The 17,237-nt window shown below is 63.1% G+C and carries 21 protein-coding genes; 10 read left to right on the top strand and 11 right to left on the bottom strand.

Annotation, left to right across the window (positions count from 1 at the left end; genetic code table 11):
• Positions 1–452 precede the first annotated feature (452 nt).
• The 3 genes from DWF74_RS17175 to DWF74_RS17165 all read right to left on the bottom strand — a co-directional run bounded on the left by DWF74_RS17175 (position 453) and on the right by DWF74_RS17165 (position 3,099).
• The gene (locus DWF74_RS17175; RefSeq protein WP_102862619.1) at positions 453–1,235 is read right to left on the bottom strand and encodes a MetQ/NlpA family ABC transporter substrate-binding protein; all 783 of its coding nucleotides are present in this window, start codon (positions 1,233–1,235) and stop codon (positions 453–455) included.
• A gap of 303 nt (positions 1,236–1,538) precedes the next feature.
• Positions 1,539–2,459: a sigma 54-interacting transcriptional regulator gene (locus DWF74_RS17170; protein WP_102862618.1), complete on the bottom strand. Its 921-nt coding sequence runs from the start codon at positions 2,457–2,459 to the stop codon at positions 1,539–1,541.
• Between the two features lie 58 nt (positions 2,460–2,517).
• Positions 2,518–3,099, bottom strand: coding sequence for an alpha/beta hydrolase (locus DWF74_RS17165; protein ID WP_102862617.1), 582 nt, complete (start codon positions 3,097–3,099; stop codon positions 2,518–2,520).
• Positions 3,100–3,389: 290 nt separating this feature from the next.
• Here DWF74_RS17165 and DWF74_RS17160 point away from each other — a divergent pair, with 290 nt between their 5' ends.
• Entirely contained in the window at positions 3,390–4,355 is a 966-nt protein-coding gene (locus tag DWF74_RS17160) for a TerC family protein (protein WP_162884104.1), read from the top strand.
• A gap of 102 nt (positions 4,356–4,457) precedes the next feature.
• Here the strand turns inward: DWF74_RS17160 and DWF74_RS17155 are convergent, their stop codons facing one another.
• The 5 genes from DWF74_RS17155 to DWF74_RS17135 all read right to left on the bottom strand — a co-directional run bounded on the left by DWF74_RS17155 (position 4,458) and on the right by DWF74_RS17135 (position 8,251).
• Positions 4,458–4,859 carry an ExbD/TolR family protein gene (locus DWF74_RS17155; RefSeq protein ID WP_102862615.1) on the bottom strand — a complete coding sequence of 134 codons (402 nt, stop codon included), beginning with the start codon at positions 4,857–4,859 and terminating at the stop codon, positions 4,458–4,460.
• A gap of 1 nt (position 4,860) precedes the next feature.
• The gene (locus DWF74_RS17150; protein WP_102862614.1) at positions 4,861–5,586 is read right to left on the bottom strand and encodes a MotA/TolQ/ExbB proton channel family protein; all 726 of its coding nucleotides are present in this window, start codon (positions 5,584–5,586) and stop codon (positions 4,861–4,863) included.
• A gap of 55 nt (positions 5,587–5,641) precedes the next feature.
• Positions 5,642–6,457 carry an energy transducer TonB gene (locus tag DWF74_RS17145; RefSeq protein WP_115581360.1) on the bottom strand — a complete coding sequence of 272 codons (816 nt, stop codon included), beginning with the start codon at positions 6,455–6,457 and terminating at the stop codon, positions 5,642–5,644.
• 418 nt (positions 6,458–6,875) lie between these two features.
• Positions 6,876–7,199 (bottom strand): hypothetical protein, encoded by a 324-nt coding sequence (locus DWF74_RS17140; RefSeq protein WP_016963092.1) that lies wholly within the window; start codon positions 7,197–7,199, stop codon positions 6,876–6,878.
• Between the two features lie 179 nt (positions 7,200–7,378).
• Positions 7,379–8,251 (bottom strand): LysR substrate-binding domain-containing protein, encoded by an 873-nt coding sequence (locus DWF74_RS17135; RefSeq protein ID WP_102862612.1) that lies wholly within the window; start codon positions 8,249–8,251, stop codon positions 7,379–7,381.
• 108 nt (positions 8,252–8,359) lie between these two features.
• Here DWF74_RS17135 and DWF74_RS17130 point away from each other — a divergent pair, with 108 nt between their 5' ends.
• The 4 genes from DWF74_RS17130 (at position 8,360) to DWF74_RS17115 (ending at position 11,331) form a co-directional block, all read left to right on the top strand.
• Positions 8,360–9,022 (top strand): ankyrin repeat domain-containing protein, encoded by a 663-nt coding sequence (locus DWF74_RS17130; protein WP_115581359.1) that lies wholly within the window; start codon positions 8,360–8,362, stop codon positions 9,020–9,022.
• Between the two features lie 27 nt (positions 9,023–9,049).
• Entirely contained in the window at positions 9,050–9,511 is a 462-nt protein-coding gene (locus DWF74_RS17125; RefSeq protein WP_102862610.1) for a nucleoside deaminase, read from the top strand.
• Positions 9,498–10,703 carry a CynX/NimT family MFS transporter gene (locus DWF74_RS17120; RefSeq protein ID WP_115581358.1) on the top strand — a complete coding sequence of 402 codons (1,206 nt, stop codon included), beginning with the start codon at positions 9,498–9,500 and terminating at the stop codon, positions 10,701–10,703. Before DWF74_RS17125 ends, DWF74_RS17120 begins: the two co-directional genes overlap by 14 nt.
• Positions 10,704–10,854: 151 nt before the next feature.
• Entirely contained in the window at positions 10,855–11,331 is a 477-nt protein-coding gene (locus tag DWF74_RS17115) for a DUF6392 family protein (RefSeq protein ID WP_115581357.1), read from the top strand.
• 221 nt (positions 11,332–11,552) lie between these two features.
• On the opposite strand, the gene DWF74_RS17110 is transcribed toward DWF74_RS17115, so the two are convergent.
• On the bottom strand, positions 11,553–12,749 hold the full coding sequence (locus tag DWF74_RS17110; RefSeq protein ID WP_115581356.1) for a type II toxin-antitoxin system HipA family toxin: 1,197 nt from the start codon (positions 12,747–12,749) through the stop codon (positions 11,553–11,555).
• On the bottom strand, positions 12,749–13,000 hold the full coding sequence (locus DWF74_RS17105; protein WP_016963101.1) for a helix-turn-helix transcriptional regulator: 252 nt from the start codon (positions 12,998–13,000) through the stop codon (positions 12,749–12,751). The genes DWF74_RS17110 and DWF74_RS17105 overlap by 1 nt, the downstream gene beginning before the upstream one ends.
• Before the next feature lie 303 nt (positions 13,001–13,303).
• Between DWF74_RS17105 and DWF74_RS17100 the strand changes: the two genes are divergently transcribed.
• From DWF74_RS17100 to DWF74_RS17080, 5 genes are all read left to right on the top strand, one after another.
• Positions 13,304–13,882 (top strand): hypothetical protein, encoded by a 579-nt coding sequence (locus tag DWF74_RS17100; RefSeq protein WP_060842147.1) that lies wholly within the window; start codon positions 13,304–13,306, stop codon positions 13,880–13,882.
• 9 nt (positions 13,883–13,891) lie between these two features.
• Positions 13,892–14,107, top strand: coding sequence for a helix-turn-helix domain-containing protein (locus DWF74_RS17095; protein ID WP_016963103.1), 216 nt, complete (start codon positions 13,892–13,894; stop codon positions 14,105–14,107).
• A gap of 75 nt (positions 14,108–14,182) precedes the next feature.
• Positions 14,183–14,848: a hypothetical protein gene (locus DWF74_RS17090; protein WP_102862607.1), complete on the top strand. Its 666-nt coding sequence runs from the start codon at positions 14,183–14,185 to the stop codon at positions 14,846–14,848.
• A 104-nt stretch (positions 14,849–14,952) separates the two neighbouring features.
• Positions 14,953–15,381, top strand: a complete 429-nt coding sequence (locus tag DWF74_RS17085; protein WP_205413454.1) for an SMI1/KNR4 family protein — start codon at positions 14,953–14,955, stop codon at positions 15,379–15,381.
• On the top strand, positions 15,378–15,719 hold the full coding sequence (locus tag DWF74_RS17080) for a hypothetical protein (protein ID WP_205413453.1): 342 nt from the start codon (positions 15,378–15,380) through the stop codon (positions 15,717–15,719). Before DWF74_RS17085 ends, DWF74_RS17080 begins: the two co-directional genes overlap by 4 nt.
• A gap of 102 nt (positions 15,720–15,821) precedes the next feature.
• Here DWF74_RS17080 and DWF74_RS17075 read toward each other — a convergent pair whose 3' ends face one another.
• Positions 15,822–17,171, bottom strand: coding sequence for an aryl-sulfate sulfotransferase (locus DWF74_RS17075; protein WP_115581355.1), 1,350 nt, complete (start codon positions 17,169–17,171; stop codon positions 15,822–15,824).
• Positions 17,172–17,237: the final 66 nt, after the last annotated feature.

Genomic DNA, 17,237 nt, shown 5'->3' with positions numbered 1-17,237 from the left:
TAGAGCATATTGATATCACCCAAAAACCTAACCCGCGGATTTGCCGGGCTGGCGCCGGGCTACTACCTTTTCAACCGGGTCGAACGGAGCTTTCGCGCCCGCACCTCCACTGGACGCTACCCCCCTCAAGGACGACCACCATGGCCGATACAAAGCCCCCGCAACCCCTGCCCCCCCATGAACTGATGAAGTGGCTGACGGCGTTGCGCCGCGCCACCCAAGCCACCGCCAAAAGCGCTCCACTTGTGTAAGAGCTGGCTTGTGTAGGAGCTGGCTTGCCAGCGAAGGCGCCCTTCAGGTTCGTACCCGGCCTGAGGAGCTCTTCGCCGGCAAACGCAACGCCGCCCGGCCGGCTCTTGCGGCTTTTGCGGACGCAATAAAAAACGCCGACGCTGTGATAGCCGTCGGCGTTCAAACCTTGAAGGGGTTTGTCGCTTCAGTAGCCTAGTTCATCAGAACGCCGGCAGTACCGCGCCGCTGTATTTCTTCTCGATGAAGGTTTTGACCTCTGGGCTGGTCAGGGCCTTGGCCAGCTTCTGGATCGCCGCGCTGTCCTTGTTGTCCGGACGGGCCACCAGGTAGTTCACGTAAGGCGAATCGGCGCCTTCGATGACCAGCGCATCCTTGGCCGGGTTCAGGCCCGCTTCCAGGGCGTAGTTGGTGTTGATCATGTCCAGGTCAACCTGATCCAGGACCCGTGGCAGCATGGCCGACTCAAGCTCCTTGAACTTGAAGTTGTGCGGGTTCTTGGCGATGTCCTTGGGCGTGGACACAGCGTTCTTCGGGTCCTTGAGCTCGATCAGACCGGCCTTGTGCAGCAGGATCAGGGCCCGGCCGCTGTTGCTGCCTTCGTTGGGGATGGCAATGGTGGCGCCATCTTTCAGCTCGGCCAGGGACTTGACCTTCTTCGAGTAGCCGCCGAAGGGTTCGACGTGCACACCGATCACGGTTTCCAGGTGAGTGCCCTTGCCCTCGTTGAAGTTCTTCAGGTACGGCAGGGTCTGGAAGTAGTTGGCGTCCAGACGCTTCTGATCGACCTGTACGTTGGGTTGCACGTAGTCGGTGAAGACCTTGATCTCCAGGTCCACGCCTTCCTTGGCCAGGGTTGGCTTGATCAGCTCGAGAATCTCGGCGTGGGGCACCGGAGTCGCGGCAACCACCAGCTTCTCGCCGGCCTGGGCAATACCGGCGCTCAGGGCTGCCGCCAGTGCGGTGAACAACAGAACTTTTTTCATGCAAGGTCCTTAGGTGTCGGGATCGACGACGGCTTCAAATGAGGTGCTTATAAGGGTGCCAGTGATGTGCCACTGCTGGCGTGAAGCGGACAATACCGAGATTTTTTATTCCCGAACAATATCTTTTATTCACGTTCATATTCCATTTTGTTCATACATCCCGCCCCACCACCGCCCCTGTAGCCGCTGCCGCAGGCTGCGAACGACGACGCAGTCGGCGCCAGGGGTTCCGTGGCTATCCAGCAGGATCGTGGTGAACGGTTTTGCGTCTGCTGCGCAGCCGGTCGCAGCCTGCGGCAGCGGCTACACCGCCAGCAGGCGCTTGAGGGCCTGGCGATCCGCGTCTGAATCGCTCTCGGCGATCTGCCGCAGCAGCAGCTCGATCTGCTCCAGCGGCGAGCGCGTCGGCGGCAGGTTGAGGTGCTCGGGAAGGATTTCCTCGCCGCTGCTGACCAGCAGCGCAAAGTGAATGACGTTCTCCAGCTCCCGGGTATTGCCCGGCCAGCTGTGGCGCTCCAGGGCCTGTTGCGCGGCTTCGCTGATCAGCGGCACCGGCAGGTCCAGGCGCTGGCTGTAGATCCCCAGGAAATACTCGGCCAGGGACTCGATATCCCCGACCCGCTCGCGCAGCGCCGGCAGCTCCAACTGGCCCTCGCTGAGGTAGCGGTACAGGCGCTCATGAAACTTGCCCGCCGCCACCGCCTGGGCCAGGTCGATGCTGGTGGCCGCCACCAGGCGCACATCCACCGGGCTCGGTTGCTGGGCGCCGACCCGGGTCACTTCGTGGTTCTCCAGGGCTGCCAGCAGCTTGGTCTGAATCGGCAGCGGCAAGTCGCCGATCTCGTCCAGGTACAGGGTTCCACCATTGGCCGAACCGAACCAGCCGGCCCGGCTGCTGGCGGAGCCGCTGAAGCTGCCGGCGGCGTAGCCGAACAGTTCGGCGTCGGCGTAGGTGGGGCTGATGGCGCCGCAGTTGACCGAGACAAACAGCCCGCTGCGGTCGCTGGCGCGGTGGATGTGTCGGGCCAGCAGCTCCTTGCCGGTGCCGGTTTCACCCCGGATCAGCACCGAGATCGCACGGGGCGCCAGTTGCTCCAGCTCTTCACGCAGTTGTCGCGAACGTGGATCGACGAACACCAGCGCCTTGGCGCGGATGCTCAGGGGGCTTTTTTCCGCATCGGGAAAGGTCAGCAGCGGCTGGCCGAAAGGGGTGTGAGGACTCATGGCAGACTCCCGCCCAAAACCGCCTGAGGACGGGGGCGTTTAAACAGGGAAAATACGGTCAGGCACGACGCAGGGCGTGTTGTTCCATGCGGTTCTGCAGGCGATAGAGATAGGCGAATCCCTGCTCCCAGCGCTGGTGGCCGGACTTGACGTTGATATGCCCGGCTCCCGCCAGAATCCCGGCTTCGGCGCCCCAGTCACGGGCCAGTTCCAGGGCACGCGGCGCGCTGACGGCGCTGTCGTTGTCCGAACTCACCACCTGGCTGGGGAACGGCAGCAGGTCCCGGGGAATCGGCGCGAAATTGCGCAGCGCCGGGGCACAGGCCGCACGTTCGACATCCGCCGGCGCCACCAGCAGCGCACCGCGCACCTGGCGCAGCGCTGCCGCGGGCGCGCGCGCCGCCCAGTGGGCCACGGTGATGCAACCCAGGCTGTGGGCAATCAGGATCACCGGCGTGTCGTCGATGGCGATGGCTTCGGCCAGGGCCGCCACCCAGTCTTCACGGCGCGGCGTCAGCCAATCGGCCTGCTCCACCCGCGCACTGTTGGGCAGGCTGTTCTGCCAATGGGTTTGCCAATGATCTTCTGGCGATCCTTGCCAGCCCGGCACAATCAAGTAGCGAATGGATTCGTTGCGCATGGGGAACTCTCCTGCTGCGTGTCTGTTCCCGGACGAGTATAGGGAGGGGATTTATATTCGTTAAGGAATAAGAAGCTATTTATTAATACCTCAAAAGAATATAAGGCCTGCCTCCTTCAATCCTTTTGCCTGCGCGCAAACAATTCGTCGGCATCGAACTATCGGCCAAAAATATACGACTTTTTCTTGAGCAAACCGGCTGGCTAGGATGAGAACCATCCGCCCCCGGGGTGCGTCATTCCAAGACTGTCACGGGGGATAAACCTCAACTCATTTGAGGCGTGGCCGCGATGAACATCGGTGAACCTTGGATGTGGGCTGCTTTCATCGTCTTCGTCATCGCCGTACTGGCGCTTGACCTGTTTGTCTTCGGTGGGCGCAAGGCCCATCGGGTTTCGGCCCGGGAGGCACTGGCCTGGGTCATAGCCTGGGCCAGCCTGGCATTGGTCTTCGCCGGTCTGCTCTGGTGGTATCTGAACGATACGCTGGGTGCGCAAATCGCCCAGCGCAAAACCCTTGAGTTCCTCACCGGCTACCTGATCGAACAGTCACTGTCGATCGACAACATGTTCGTCTTCGTGATGATCTTCAGCTATTTCGCCGTACCGCCGCCATTGCAGCGGCGCGTGCTGCTGTACGGCGTACTCGGCGCCATCGTCATGCGTGCAGCGATGATTCTCGCCGGCGTCTGGCTGGTACAGGAGTTCGCCTGGCTGCTCTACGTCTTCGGAGTCCTGCTGGTCGTCACGGGCATCAAGATGCTGATCTTTGCCGAGCAACAACCCGACCTCGACAAAAACCCGATACTGCGCTGGATGCGCAAGCACTTGCGCGTCACCCAGGAGTTTCACGGCGAGCGTTTTTTTGTCACCCAGAATGGCCTGCGCTGGGCAACGCCGATGTTCCTGGTGCTGGTGCTGATCGAGGCCAGCGACCTGATTTTTGCAGTCGATAGCATCCCGGCGATTTTCGCCGTGACCACCGATCCCTTCATCGTGTTCACCTCCAACATATTCGCCATCATGGGCCTGCGCGCCCTGTACTTCCTGCTCGCGGACATGGCTGAGCGGTTCCATCTGCTCAAGTACGGGCTGGCCATAGTGCTGGTGTTTATCGGAAGCAAAATGCTGGCCGCGCCCTGGTTCCATATACCGGTCCATTGGTCGCTGGCCATCGTCGGCGGCATCATCCTCAGTGCGGTGGTACTGAGCCTGACGCTGACAAGGGACAGAACACGCATCGCTGGCAAACCATGAGGCCTCAGGCACGCCCAGGAATACGCTAAAAGCGTCTGGCAAAAAAAAGGCCGCACCCTGCCAAGGAGACGGCCTGAAAAGTCGTGGCTTTGTTGCTCGGTGTCAGCGCGCGGTAATCACCGACAGCTTGGTGATGCCCGCCCGCTCGATGGAGGCCATGGCCCGGGCCACTTCTCCGTAATTGACGCCATCGTCGGCCTGCAGCTGGACCCGCACTTGCGGGTCCTTGGCCTTGGCCGCCTGCAAATTGGTTTCCAGCAGCTCCGGCTGGATCTCGTCCTTGTTGATAAAGAGTTTGCCGGCGCCGTCGATGCTCACCACCAGCGGGTCCTTCTGCTCCACCGGAGCCACGGCCTCGGTCTTGGGCAGGTTGATCGGGATGGCGTTGGTCAGCAGCGGCGCGGTGACGATGAACACCACCAGCAGCACCAGCATCACGTCCACCAAGGGCGTGACGTTGATCTCGCTCAGCACCTCATCGCTGTCTTGAGTGGAGAAGGCCATATCAGGACGCCTCCTGCACTTTTTGCAGGCTGCCCTGGGCCGCAGCCTTGTGCACGCTCGGGTGGATCAGCACGCGGAACGAGTTCTTCTGCGCCAGGCTGTAGAAGTCGTGGGCGAAGTCGTCCAGGTCAGCGGCGGTGAGCTTCAGGCGCCGCAGGAAGTAGTTGTAGACCAGCACCGCCGGCACCGCGACGGCGATCCCCACGCCGGTGGCCACCAGGGCCGCGCCGATGGGACCGGCCACGGTTTCCAGGCTCGCCGAGCCCGCCGCGCTGATGCCTTTCAGGGCTTCCATGATCCCCCACACGGTGCCGAACAGGCCGATGAAGGGCGAGGTGCTGCCGATACTGGCGACCACCGCCAGGCCGGTTTCCAGGGAGCGGCGCTCGCGCACGATCTGCTGGCGCAGGGCACGTTCGAGGCGGTCCTGGTGGTTGATTGCCTGGCTCAGGTCCGCCGCATGGGGGGCGTCGCCGACCTGGATCGCCGCATAGCCGGCCTGGGCCACCCGGGCCGCCGCGCCGGGCTGGGTTTCACTCAGGGGAGCGGCGGAGTCGAGGCTGGACGCTGCCCAGAACTGATTGTGGAACTTGCGATCCTGGGACTTGAGGCGGGCGAACTGCACGCCCTTGACCAGGGCCAGGCCCCAGGTGGCGACGGAGAAGACCACCAACAGCCAGATCACCGCGCTTTCGATGGATTCCAGTGGAGATGCCAGTAACGTCATGATGTGTTCCCTCTGTGTAAGCGTTTAGCGCGTGTTGGTTGATCGGCCTTGCGGCTCAATGAATCTTGAAGTCGATGGGGACGCTGACCCAGCCGTCCTGGGCCACGTCGCCCTGCTTGGCCGGGACGAAGCTCCAGCGCTTGACCGCGGCCAGGGCCGCATCGTCGAGCTGCTGGCGACCACTGCTCTTCTGGATCTGGATCTCCCCCGGCTTGCCGCTGGCCAGCACATGCACCCGCAGCAGCACCGTGCCTTCCCAGCCCCGGCGCTGCGCCAGAGACGGGTATTCCGGCGCCGGGTTCTTCAGGTACGCGGCGCTGGCTGAAGCCGGGGTCACGGGGGCCGGAGCCGGTGGCGCGGGCGCTGCCGGGGCGGCTACCGGCGCCGCAGGTTGCGGCGGCGCCGGGGTCTGCTGCACCGGCTTGGGCGCGGGTTTCAGCTCGGGCTTGGGCACCGGTTTGGGCTTGGGTTTAGGCACCGGCTTGGGCGGTGGCGGCTTGACCGCCAACTCGTCCTCCACCGGCGGTGGCGGCTCCACCACCGGTTGTACCGGCACAGGCGCAGGTGGCTCCACCACGGGCGGCGCCGGGTGCGAGAATTCGATGGTCATGGGCGGGATTTCCGGCGGCACGATGGGCAGCACCGGGGTCGGCTTCTGGCTCAGCCAGTAGATCACTGCACCGTGCAATACCAGGGCCGCGACGCCCAGGAGAATCGCCTCACGACGCCGCAATACCCCCTTGGGCGTCCGTTGCAGACGCAGTTGGCCCAGCGGCGAGCGGTGGGGCCGGCCGAGGTCGACCAACTCGCCGCTCGGTGCCTGGCGCCACAGCACCTCATGTGCACTGGCGGCGGTCTGGACATTGCCCATGGATTCACTCCCTACGATCTTTTGAAAAATCCGGCACCAGTGCTTGAACAACCCCCACGCAACGGTGCCGCGGGGTCAATGATCAGTGCCCCGCTCTTATCTCTTAAAGTAATCTTTCAAGTTATAGATAGATTGAAACGGAATATTGAATTCACCCGGAACAGCTCAGGCCACGTGATTCAAGGGCTGTAGCCAAGAGGAAAAAACGCCATGCCTTGCAGGCATTGAAAATATTCCCGCAAAGCATCGAAACAGGCCTGTTAGTGCAGAGAAACAATAGAACCCCATCGCACTCGAAACCAACTTCAGCCCCCATGTACTTAATTAACTTTACCAGCGGACACGACAAAGCCGCTGAACCGGCACGCCACCTTATATAAGGCAGCGCGTATTCAGCGGCTGTTTATTATCGAGCTTGTTATTGCTTGACGAACTCACCGCTCAGGCCGACCACATCGCCGCTGAAGTTGCTGCGGGCACCGGAGGCGCGCAACCGGGAATAATTGTGATCGGGTGAGAACAGCGCCCAGGCCTGGTAACCGTAGCCATCGTTGTAGCCGGAAACATTGATGATGGTCGGCTGCCCGGTGCTGTTCTGGAAGTGGTAATGCCCGGCGACGCTGTACTTGACCCCAGCCTGGGTCAACTCACCGCTGAACGAACCGTTGGAGTCGTTGCCGTCGGTCACGACCAGACGGGCGTCAGCGTTGGAGTTTACATAGGTTCCATTGATGCTCGACATAATGCGGGTTTCCTTATGCAGTTGAATGTTTCGTCCAATGAAGCAAGTTCCTCCTGGAACTCACAAACCCAGCATGGTCGGCGTTTATAACTCTGTCCAAAACAAACTTGAGCAACAACTAATTAAATAGCTATAGCCTGCAATCGGCTCTCTATAAGTTATGACAGAAACAAGAGCACTTATAACTTCCCGGTGGTTTCAACTTGCGGCTTGACACTGGCCACTGTTCGCAACTGCTCCTGTAATGCCTTGCCAGCCCGACTCAGGCCACTGCCGGCGTACAACGCCAAGCGCACGCCCTGGATATCCGGCAAACCGCTGGCGGCATCGAGAATCCGATGCCCCTTGCCCAGCACCCGCACCGGCAACAGGCTGATGCCCAGGCCCGCCGCCACTGCCGAACAGACGCTGGCCAGGCTGGCACTGGAATAGGCGATGCGCCACGGCCAGCCGCCGACTTCCAGGTGGTGAAGCATTTCCTGGCGATACAAACCTCCCACCGGGAACGCCACCAGCGGCAGCGGATCGCGGCCCAAGGCCGGCTGGCGCAGACTGTCGACCCAGCACAAAGGCTCGGGCCAGGAGTCCACGCAGTCATCGCTGTGGCCCATCTGCTTGACCAGCAACAGGTCGAACTCGCCACGGCGGAATTGGCGCAGCAATTCCGGTCCCAGACCACTGGTGACCTCCAGGCGCACCGCCGGATAGTCCAGGCCAAAGCGCGAGAGCATCGGCATCAGGCGCTCGGCGGCAAAGTCTTCCGGCACCCCCAGGCGCAGCACTTCCTCGCCGCGCTGGTTGATCAATACGTCGCTGGCCTCCTCATGCAGAGCCAGGATGCGCCGGGCATAGGCCAGCAGGCGCTCGCCCTCCACCGTGGCCACCACCCGGCGCTGATCGCGGTCAAGCAACTGGCAGCCCAGGCTTTCCTCCAGGCGCCGCACCTGCTGGCTCACGGTGGACTGGGTCAAGTGCAGGCGCTCGGCCGCGCGGGTGAAGTTCTGGCAGTCGGCAACCGCCACGAAACTGCGCAGCAACACGGGATCGAACATTGCTCATCACCATTCTGATAGCCACTGATTGGCATGATTATATTTAATTTCAGAATACCCAAGGGCTTCACCATACTCCCCGTTCACCAGCAGGAACGGGAGGTTCCCATGCCGCTCAAGCGGTCCTTCAAACGCGGCCTGATGGCCATAGGTCTGTTAACGGCGGGGGTGGTCATGGCCAACGACAACTCGCTGCTGGATGCAGTACGCAAGGGTCGGTTACAGCAGGTGCAGCAACTGATCCAGCAAGGCGCATCCCTCGACGAGCGTGGCCTGGACGGCAGCAGCCCGCTGCTGCTGGCCACCCGCGATAACCGTATCGACATCGCCCGCGCGCTGATCGAAGCCGGGGCCGACGTCAACCGCAAGAACCTGATCCAGGACAGCCCCTACCTGCTGGCCGGCGCCAGCGGCCACAACGAGATCCTCAAGCTGACCCTGGCCCACGGCGCCGACCTCAAGAGCACCAACCGCTACGGCGGTACTGCCCTGATCCCGGCCTGCGAGCGCGGCCACGTGGAAACCGTGCGCCTGCTGATCGAAGCCGGCGTCGACCTGAACCACGTCAACCACCTGGGCTGGACCTGCCTGATGGAAGCCATCGTGCTGTCCGACGGCGGCCCGGCGCACCAGCAGATCGTCGCCCAGTTGATTGCCGCCGGTGCCGACCTGAACCTGCCGGATCGTGCCGGCATCAGCCCGCTGCAACAGGCCGAGCGCCGTGGCCAGAGCGCCATTGCCAAGCTACTGCGCGATGCCGGCGCGGCGTAACCCCTGCCCCCTTTGAAGGAGCCCTCCATGCACGACGATCAGCACTACCTGCAACAGGCCGTGGCACTGGCCCGACGCAATGTCGAACAGGGCGGCCGCCCGTTCGGCGCGCTGCTGGTGCGCAACGGCCGGGTGCTGGCCGAGGCGGTGAATGAAATCCACCTCAGCCAGGACCCCACCGCCCACGCCGAAATGCTCGCCATCCGCGCCGCCAGCCAGCAACTGGGCCCACGCCTGGACGACTGCGTGATCTACGCCAGCGGCCAGCCCTGCCCCATGTGCCTGGCCGCCATGTACCTGTGCGGCGTATCCCGCGCCGTGTTCGCTGCCAGCAATGAACAGGCGCAGCCGTTCGGCCTGTCCACCGCGGCCATCTACCAAGAGCTGAGCCAGCCCCTGGAAGCACAGCGCTTGCCGCTGCTGCACCTGCCCCAGGCGGCCATGACCGCCCTGTACCAGGATTGGCAGGCGCGCCATGCCGCGAACTGAATCGGCCTTCAAGACCTTCGCCGGCTGGGCGCTGCTGGTGTGCCTGGGCCTGAACTTGCGACCGATCCTCAGTTCGGTCAGCCCATTGCTCAACGAAATTCGCGGGGCCACCGGCATGAGCTTCCAGAGCAGCGCCTGGCTCACCAGCCTGCCGGTGATCTGCATGGGCCTGGTGGCCTTGCTCGTGGTACGGATCGAAGCCCGACTCGGCGAACGCCGCGGCGTGTCTCTGGGTTTAGTGCTGGTGCTACTGGCCTGCCTGGCGCGGCTGTTCTTCGGCCAGGCCGCGGCCTTGCTCGCCACCGCCCTGCTCGGCGGCGCCGGCGTGGCCTTGATCCAGGCCCTGGTGCCGGCGCTGATCAAGCGCCAGTTTCAACAGCGCGTGGCGCTGGCCATGGGCGTCTACTCGGCCTCGCTGATGGGCGGTGGCGGCATCGCCGCCCTGCTCAGCCCGCAGGTGGCCAGCCACTTCGCCCACTGGCAAATGGGGCTGGGCATCTGGGTGCTGCCGGCCATGGCCGCCCTGCTGCTGTGGCAGTGCCTGCCCCTGGGCGCCGGCCGCCGCAACGGCCTCCCGGTGGCCAGGACCGGGTTCTGGAACAACCGCCGTGCCTGGCTGCTGGCGCTGTATTTCGGCCTGGTGAACTGCGGCTACATGAGCATGGTGGCGTGGCTGCCGGCCTACTACCTGCAGCTGGGTTGGAGCGCTACCCAGAGCGGCTCGCTGCTGGCCTTCATGACGATTTTCCAAGTCACCGCCGCCCTGCTGATGCCCGCCCTGGCCCAGCGCAGCAGCGACCGCCGCCCGCTACTGGGCATCAGCCTCGCGGCCCAGGCCGCAGGTTTTCTCGGGCTGGTGCTGTGGCCTTTGCAAAGCCCGCACCTGTGGGTGGCGCTGATCGGCTTCGGCCTCGGAGCCTGCTTTGCCCTGAGCCTGATCCTGACCCTGGATCACCGCCGCGATCCCCGGGAAGCCGGACAACTGGCGGCCTTTGTCCAGGGCGTGGGTTTTCTGATCAACGCCATCTCACCCTGGCTCAGCGGCTGGCTGCGGCAAGTCACCGGTAGCTTTGCCAGCGCCTGGTGGGTGCTGATCGTCGGTGTCCTGGCGATGCTGCTGTTGACGCGAATCTTCAGCCCGGCCAGTTATCAGGCCAGGGCCCAGCTCGACACAGCGCCACAACCGGCCTGACAGCGGTCCTCGAACCAACCGCCTGCCAGCACAGCAGGCGGCTTTCTTTGTGTCACAACAGAACCATTCGTCTTTTCGACCGGCTAAGATCGGCCGCCGACGCCACCCGCGCCAACGAATCCCCCACTCAGCACAGGACAATGGAGAAGACATGGACGCTAAAACGATCAGCCGCTGGGTAAGCAACCTCGGGCTCAGCCATGCAGAACTGATCGCCCGGGGAGAGCGCATCGAGCGTCCGACGGGCAAGCTCTACGACGAATTCGAATGGCTGACCGTGGTCGTCGAGCCCGGCCTGATGCTGGACTTCTGGGAAGACAGCCTGGCCCTGGAAAAGGTCCTGATCGAACTCATGCCCCTTGAACAGGGGCGCTCGTTCTACAGCGGCGAACTGCCCGCCCCGTTCTCACGCAGCATGACCCACGCCGACATTCGCGAGCTGCTGGGCACGCCCCTGCGCTCGGGGGAACGCAGGCCATCAGCCGATGGGCAACGCATGCTCAACGCCTGGGAGAGCTACCGCCTGCCGGAGCACCTGCATCCCAGTGCTCGGGTTGGATTCGTCTATAGCGCCGACATGCAGATCAGAGTCCTGTCGTTTGACTTGCTGGAGCCAAAGCGCGACTGATTCGAGCGCACCGCGTGGCTCTTTAAGATTCGCGGCGATCAGCCAGGCGCCAGAGGAGCGGCGCGAGATCGCCAAGCAAGGCCCTGCGGTCCTTTTCGCAGCCTCGCAGGCTCGGCAGCGGCTACAGGGAACGTGGAGGACGACAGAGATAGGCCGGCCGGTAGGCTGCCGTCGGATTCTGATCTGCCTGCCCCCTTAGACACGATGGCCAAACGCGGGCACTAGCCAAAGGTTTTCATAAACGGCTCGGCACATTGCCGGATCGCCGCGACGACATGCGGTGCCCGTTCGCCCCATTCGGCCGATCGGCTCAACACCCGCTCCAGTGCGTCCAACTGCCCACGAATGACCTCTTGCGGACGAGCCACATCACAGACCTTGGCGAACTCCAGCAACCCCTGCCGCGAAGCAAACAGGGACTTGTTGCCCAGCAGATCCAGGGCCAGCACGTCCTGCGGGATGTAGGCCGTGGTGTTGACGATGTCGTAGGCCGGCGCTAGCCGTGCATCGCGCTGGCCAGGATCGGAATACAACAACCCGAAGTTCTTCAGGTGGGCATCGCCATTCCCCACCATGCAGCTCAGGCTGACCATGGCAAACAACTGCGCCAGTGAACCCGGCACCTGCTCAGGCGGGCAGAACAGGCGAACGGCCTTGGCAATGGCCGAATAGCTCTTGCTGTATTTCTGCTCCGCACCCAGCCCCATCAACGCCGCCATGTCTTCAAACCCCAGGCAACCGAGCTGCTCGTCCCGGTCGAAGCGGCGCATGACGAACAGTTTGGCGTTATCGGAGAGGTAGAACTCGGGCACCGCCATCCCCGCCTCCCTGGCCACCGACATGCACAGGAATTCATTGATCGCCAACCCCGGAAACTCATCCCGGCCGCTCTTGATGATCAACTCTGAGGTGTTCGAGATAAAACGCTGCGACGCGGCGTCATGCCGCTCCGGCACCATCACCTTGGGCTGCACGCCAGATATCCCGGCACGCAGGATGTAGCGGTCCACCAGGTCGGCAAAAATGTCCTCGGCGCCATCCCACGCGAGGATTTCCTGCAGTTTTTCCCCAGGAAACTGCTGTCGCTGCAACAGCCCATCGACTTCGGGCGAGCTCACCGCGACCCGCCCGATCGGCGCGCTGCTGCCGGACAGCGCCAGCAGCAACATCGGGTCGACCTTCACCACCTTGGCCAGGCGGTTGCGCAGTTGCTCCAGCACATAGCCTTCGGGCAGGTTCATCTGAAAGATCGGGTGCAACTCCCGATAACGGTATTCATCCAGCCGCACGGGCATCAGCAGACTGATTGCCGCCTGCACCCGGGCATCATCGTGATAGCGAAACAGATAATCGCCAGCACCACGGTGGATTTTCCCGCTCTCACCGGCCGGGGTGGCTACCTGCAGCACCGTGGCCATCAGTCGAACACTCCCTGGATCTCGTCCAATGTGGGCATCGCGGCAGGCACCAGGGTGAATTCACAGTCCAGGGCTCCCAGCACCCGCGCATAGGCCGCCATACCCACCGACAAGTCGCCCCGCTCGATGGCGATGACCTTCTGCCGGGTCACGCCGGCCAAGGCGGCCAGGCTGGCTTGGGTCAGGCCACGATGCAGGCGGCGCTGGCGAACCTGCTCGCCAAGGCGCGCGGTGATAAGAAGGTAGTCCATGTTCTGTATACGCAACAAAATTGATTGAATGTAACGTATACCTAACATGGCGAAAAATCAAAGGGACGCGGTGGGGCTCACACTCCGTGGCGGCGGGTGAAAGGCTTCGATAGTGGATATGTACTCCCTGACTGTCTCAAGCACAGGTTTTACGGCCGCTACGCGCCCGAGCGGGAGCAGGCTCCCTCGCCACAACATCATTCCAGGCGGCTAGACGAGAACAATCCTAGAGAAATAAATTATTGTAATTCGATAATTTTTTATCAATAATTCGCCACCCCCAAGTTTTGCAAGGAATGACGCATGAACCCCCAAATGAATGGCTCAGCCCAATACCGCTTGCGACGGGTCGGCCTGCTGGCCGCGATCCTGGCCTGGGTCATGGGTGTCGTCGAGGTCGGTGGCAATGCCGGAATGTGGATCTACAACAAGGACCAGGTCCTGGGCGCCCTGCTCAGCGTCTTCGCCGACCACTCGCCCCGCCTGCTGGAAGCCGATTTCAAGCTGTCGTCGGCAAGCTTCACCCTGCTGGTGATTCTCGACTTCCTGCCCCTGCTGCTGTCGAGCTTCGCCCTGTACCTGACCGGGGTGTTCTTCCTGCGCCTGTCGCGCGGCGAAACCTGGAGCGATCGCAACATCCGCATCCTCTGGCGCGTGGGCATGTTGTGGATCGTCGCCCCGGCGACTTTCCCGATGATGGAAACCCTGCAAGGCCTGGCCCTGTCCCTCGACCTGCCGCCCGGCCAGCGCATCCTGCAGATCTCCGCGGGCTTCTCGTCCTACGCGGCCTACGAGGTGGTCAAAGGAATCTTGCTCTGCTCGTTTTCCATTATCATGCGCGACGCCAAAGTCCTCAGTGATGAGCACAGTCACTACATATAGAACAATGAGATGACCATTATCGTTCGGCTTGACGTTGTCATGGCTAAAAACAAGATTCGCTCCAAAGAGTTGGCCGCCATCCTGGGCATTACCGAGGCGAATCTGTCGTTGCTGAAAAATGGCAAGGTCAAGGGGATGAAAATCGAGACCCTGGACAAACTCTGCGCTGCACTCGACTGCCAACCCGGCGACCTGCTGGAGTATCAGGCCAGCGAGCCTGCGTAATCCCCCGCGTTTGTTCAAACCGAGTCTCGATCGTTAAAGCCTTATCCATTCCTCACGTTGCACAATGGCTTATTCATGACTCGCTACCTGCTCTGCCCGCTGTTTCTGTTCGTCCTGCTTTTGACCGGCTGCGCCAACAAACTCGAAGTGGCCATCGACGCCACCCCGGCCCAAGACTATTACTTCGACCCCAAGGCTCCAGTGCTGGTGACCGTCAACAGCGCCAAGGACGCCCAGGGCCTCAAGGCCAGCTACTACCTGCGCGACATGGTCGCTGCCCTGCACGGCATGGGTTTCACCCAGGTGTATACCGAGTCGTCGTTGCCGAAAAACCACCCGCCGTTTCGCATGAACATTGCCCTGGACGTGGGCAGTAAAAAGACCAGCTACCGCTACACCGCCACCGACTACGGCCAGGTGCCCAGCAGCACTAAAACCACGTGCATGCCCGGCAAGAACCAACAGACCGTGTGCACCAGCACCCCAACGATGTCCTACCGTGCCATCGGCTCCTCGGAGCGCACCGGCTACACCACCCTGTCGACCTTCAATATCAAGGCCAAGGACGAGCAGAGCCGGCGCACCGTGTTCCTGCTACGGGCCTCGTCCTACAACGAGGATTGCCAGGACGCCAAGGTCGAGGATTTCCTGGTGCAGGAAAGCCTGGACAACCTGGATTTCAAAAACCGGGTGCAACGCAAATACACCGTCACCCTGCCCGAAGGCCACAGCTGCAACTAAGCGCCTACCGCGCACCAAGCGACACGCTTACAATCGCCCCTCGCCGCCCGCCCGATCCCCCTCGCGCGGGCGCAGCCCCCTCAACGACAAGGCGCAGGTCGAACATGCCCCTGGACTGGACTGCCTGGGAAATCGAACCCGGATCGGCGGTGGACGAACAACTGATCGCCCAGGTGCAGCAACGCCTCGGCCTTGAGTTTCCGGCGCTGTACCTGGAGCTGGTGCAATACGCCGCGGCCGCCACCCCGGGGATCGGCACCTTCCCCTATGGCAACGACTACACCTGCATCAGCGAGTTCTTCGAGTTCGGCCTGAGCAACCAGCCCTGGACCCTGCTCTGGTACGCCAGCCCTGGCCGCGTGCCGGGACTGCCTGCAGGCTGCCTGGCGATTGCCCGGGATGCCGGCGGCCTGCTGATTTGCCTGGACTTCAACAGCCCGGGCGTGGCGGTGGAAATCTTCGATCCCGAGAGCGCCAGCCGCTACCCGGTGGCCGCCGACTTCAAGGCCTTTGTCGAGCTGTGGCAGCCATGAGCGCACCGCAGAAATGGATAGTGGTGCCCACTAGCAAGGCCGCCATGCAGCGCCTGGACCTGGACCAGTGCCTGCCGGGCGACCTGGAGGAACTGGCGCTGTCCCCGGAACAGTGGGCGCTGCTGTCCCGCAGCGACCTGCTACCGCGTTTGAACCGCGCCCTGGGCCCCCTGATCGACGACTACGAAGACGCCTCGATCCAGGGTCGGGCCGCCCTGACCACGGCGCTGTCGATCCTCACCCGGACCGCGACAGCGGAGGATGAACTTATCCACAGGCTCATCGCCCTGAATCGCCTGGCCCTGGAACGGGACACCGGCCTGTTCTTCTACTTCTGAGGTCCTCCCCAGAGCGGCTCCCGCGCCTCATTGGGGGCGAGGGCGCTTGCTCCCGCTAGGGCGCCAGCCCGACCTAACGGGCGCCACGGCACAGCCTCAAGCTCAGATCTCCGCGCTGGCGCTGGCCGGTTTCAGCCCCGACTCCGGCACGCTCACCGCGGTTTCCGAACGCGGTGTGCCCTGGGGCACCCAGTCGTAGCTCACCGGCAAGGCGCGGTACACCCAGTTGCTGACGGCCTCGCTGCCCGGGGCCTTGCCCAGGTAGGGGCTGACGTATTCCCAGACGATCTCGCCGCCGGCGGTGACCTGGAAGAAGCGTCCGTTCATGCCCTCATCGATCAGCGTGTTGCCGTTGGGCAAACGTCGCGCGCTGCTGATGAACGAGCTGTAGAAGGCCCAGCCCGGCTGCCGGGAACTGGCGGCGCTGTACTGCCAGACGATCTCGTTCCTGATCGGGTCGATCTCCAGCACCCGGGAACCGGCGATCAGCCCCAAAGGCACCGAGGGGTAGCCGGCCGTGCCCTGGTTGTCGAACACCAGCAGGTGCCCGGCGCCCGGTAAACCAGCGGGAATGATGTGGGCGTCATGCTGGCCGACGAACTGGTCCACCGGGCGCGGCACCTTGGCCGCGGTCTTCGGGTTGATCGGCGCCAGGTTCGGCCCCAGGCGCCAGACCACCTTGCCGCTGTGCTTGTCGAGGATGGCGATGAAGTTGGCGTTGCGTGAATCGATCAGCAGGTTGTCCGGGGCGAAGCGTTTATCGCCGCCGTCGAACCACTGGTTGGGGCCCACCACGCTGAGGTTGTTGATGTGCAGGTAGTCCGGGTTGTCGCTGCCGTACACCAGCTTCAATTGCGCCGGAGTAAAGCCGAATTCCTTGAGGTGCTCGGAGGCCAGCCACTGCCATTTGACCTGGCCGTCGGGGCTGACCTCATAGATCGCATCGTCGATCACCTGGGGCACCTTGAACCCCGCCACCTTGTGCACCTTGTTGGCCAGCACCAGGGTGTTGCCGTTGCCCAGGCGGCGCTGGTCGTGGTGCTGCTGGGCGGCGCCGCCCGGGGCCTGGTCGCCCCATTGCCAGAGCACCTTGCCGTTCCAGTCCAGCTCGCCGACGCTCTGGTTGCCCAGGCCGTTGCCCGCTGAACCCAGGGGCCCGGGCTCCTTGTCCTTGAGCTGCAACAGCACCCGGCCGCGCTCGCCGTTCACCAGTTGCGGGTCGATGATGGCCGAGGGGAAACCGGCTTGCGGCCAGTGCTTCACCTCATTGCCGTTCATGTCGATCAAGTGCGTCTGTTTGTCGGCGCCGCTGAAGATCACGTACTGGTTATAGGCCCTGGCCGGATCGTAGCGGGTCACTCCGGTGGGGTAGACGCTGGGGGCGGCCTGCACCGCCGAAGCCAGCAGGGTGGCGGCAATCAGCCAGGGCAAAACGCTTTTGACACGCAGCATGACGAGCACTCCTGTTCAGGTCGAAGGGCGCCGGCGGACCCGGCGCGAGATACGTGAAGCCGGGTT

Origin of the sequence: Pseudomonas protegens (assembly GCF_003363755.1) — a bacterium.
Taxonomy (GTDB): Bacteria; Pseudomonadota; Gammaproteobacteria; order Pseudomonadales; family Pseudomonadaceae; genus Aquipseudomonas; species Aquipseudomonas danubii.
This window is presented reverse-complemented; position numbering and strand designations above follow the sequence as displayed.

Excerpts from the sequence above, each read along its gene's own strand:
- DWF74_RS17175 (WP_102862619.1), bottom strand. The coding sequence starts at position 1,235 with ATGAAAAAAGTTCTGTTGTTCACCGCACTGGCGGCAGCCCTGAGCGCC.
- DWF74_RS17170 (WP_102862618.1), bottom strand. The coding sequence starts at position 2,459 with ATGAGTCCTCACACCCCTTTCGGCCAGCCGCTGCTGACCTTTCCCGAT.
- DWF74_RS17165 (WP_102862617.1), bottom strand. The coding sequence starts at position 3,099 with ATGCGCAACGAATCCATTCGCTACTTGATTGTGCCGGGCTGGCAAGGA.
- DWF74_RS17160 (WP_162884104.1), top strand. The coding sequence starts at position 3,390 with ATGAACATCGGTGAACCTTGGATGTGGGCTGCTTTCATCGTCTTCGTC.
- DWF74_RS17155 (WP_102862615.1), bottom strand. The coding sequence starts at position 4,859 with ATGGCCTTCTCCACTCAAGACAGCGATGAGGTGCTGAGCGAGATCAAC.
- DWF74_RS17150 (WP_102862614.1), bottom strand. The coding sequence starts at position 5,586 with ATGACGTTACTGGCATCTCCACTGGAATCCATCGAAAGCGCGGTGATC.
- DWF74_RS17145 (WP_115581360.1), bottom strand. The coding sequence starts at position 6,457 with ATGGGCAATGTCCAGACCGCCGCCAGTGCACATGAGGTGCTGTGGCGC.
- DWF74_RS17140 (WP_016963092.1), bottom strand. The coding sequence starts at position 7,199 with ATGTCGAGCATCAATGGAACCTATGTAAACTCCAACGCTGACGCCCGT.
- DWF74_RS17135 (WP_102862612.1), bottom strand. The coding sequence starts at position 8,251 with ATGTTCGATCCCGTGTTGCTGCGCAGTTTCGTGGCGGTTGCCGACTGC.
- DWF74_RS17130 (WP_115581359.1), top strand. The coding sequence starts at position 8,360 with ATGCCGCTCAAGCGGTCCTTCAAACGCGGCCTGATGGCCATAGGTCTG.
- DWF74_RS17125 (WP_102862610.1), top strand. The coding sequence starts at position 9,050 with ATGCACGACGATCAGCACTACCTGCAACAGGCCGTGGCACTGGCCCGA.
- DWF74_RS17120 (WP_115581358.1), top strand. The coding sequence starts at position 9,498 with ATGCCGCGAACTGAATCGGCCTTCAAGACCTTCGCCGGCTGGGCGCTG.
- DWF74_RS17115 (WP_115581357.1), top strand. The coding sequence starts at position 10,855 with ATGGACGCTAAAACGATCAGCCGCTGGGTAAGCAACCTCGGGCTCAGC.
- DWF74_RS17110 (WP_115581356.1), bottom strand. The coding sequence starts at position 12,749 with ATGGCCACGGTGCTGCAGGTAGCCACCCCGGCCGGTGAGAGCGGGAAA.
- DWF74_RS17105 (WP_016963101.1), bottom strand. The coding sequence starts at position 13,000 with ATGGACTACCTTCTTATCACCGCGCGCCTTGGCGAGCAGGTTCGCCAG.
- DWF74_RS17100 (WP_060842147.1), top strand. The coding sequence starts at position 13,304 with ATGAACCCCCAAATGAATGGCTCAGCCCAATACCGCTTGCGACGGGTC.
- DWF74_RS17095 (WP_016963103.1), top strand. The coding sequence starts at position 13,892 with ATGACCATTATCGTTCGGCTTGACGTTGTCATGGCTAAAAACAAGATT.
- DWF74_RS17090 (WP_102862607.1), top strand. The coding sequence starts at position 14,183 with ATGACTCGCTACCTGCTCTGCCCGCTGTTTCTGTTCGTCCTGCTTTTG.
- DWF74_RS17085 (WP_205413454.1), top strand. The coding sequence starts at position 14,953 with ATGCCCCTGGACTGGACTGCCTGGGAAATCGAACCCGGATCGGCGGTG.
- DWF74_RS17080 (WP_205413453.1), top strand. The coding sequence starts at position 15,378 with ATGAGCGCACCGCAGAAATGGATAGTGGTGCCCACTAGCAAGGCCGCC.
- DWF74_RS17075 (WP_115581355.1), bottom strand. The coding sequence starts at position 17,171 with ATGCTGCGTGTCAAAAGCGTTTTGCCCTGGCTGATTGCCGCCACCCTG.